The sequence below is a fragment of the Pseudoalteromonas sp. 19-MNA-CIBAN-0066 genome, from assembly GCF_040308705.1.
Classification (GTDB): Bacteria; Pseudomonadota; Gammaproteobacteria; order Enterobacterales; family Alteromonadaceae; genus Pseudoalteromonas; species Pseudoalteromonas nigrifaciens.
Map to the genome: position 1 here is coordinate 1 of NZ_JBEONZ010000191.1, position 275 is coordinate 275.

Genomic DNA, 275 nt, shown 5'->3' on the forward strand with positions numbered 1-275 from the left:
GCGCTAGGTGTTTACAATAAAAACCTATACTTTCTTGACCCAGTACCAAAAACAGAAATAGTTCGTTTATTATCTGCCGCAGACTTATCTTTGTCATTATTCGGTCCAGTAAAAGAGATGTGGCATAATTCTGCAAATAAGCTGTTTGATGCACTAGCTTCAAAAACGCCCATCGCAATTAATTACGGTGGTTGGCAAAAAGACTTCATTAAAGAACACAAATGTGGCTTAGTTTTAGAGGCGGATGATTACAAGGCATCTAGTATGCTTATTAG

General features: G+C 37.5%; 1 pseudogene. It reads left to right on the forward strand.

The features are described 5' to 3' along the window. A pseudogene (locus AAEZ18_RS18765) lies at positions 1–275 on the forward strand (glycosyltransferase WbuB); the annotation flags it as partial.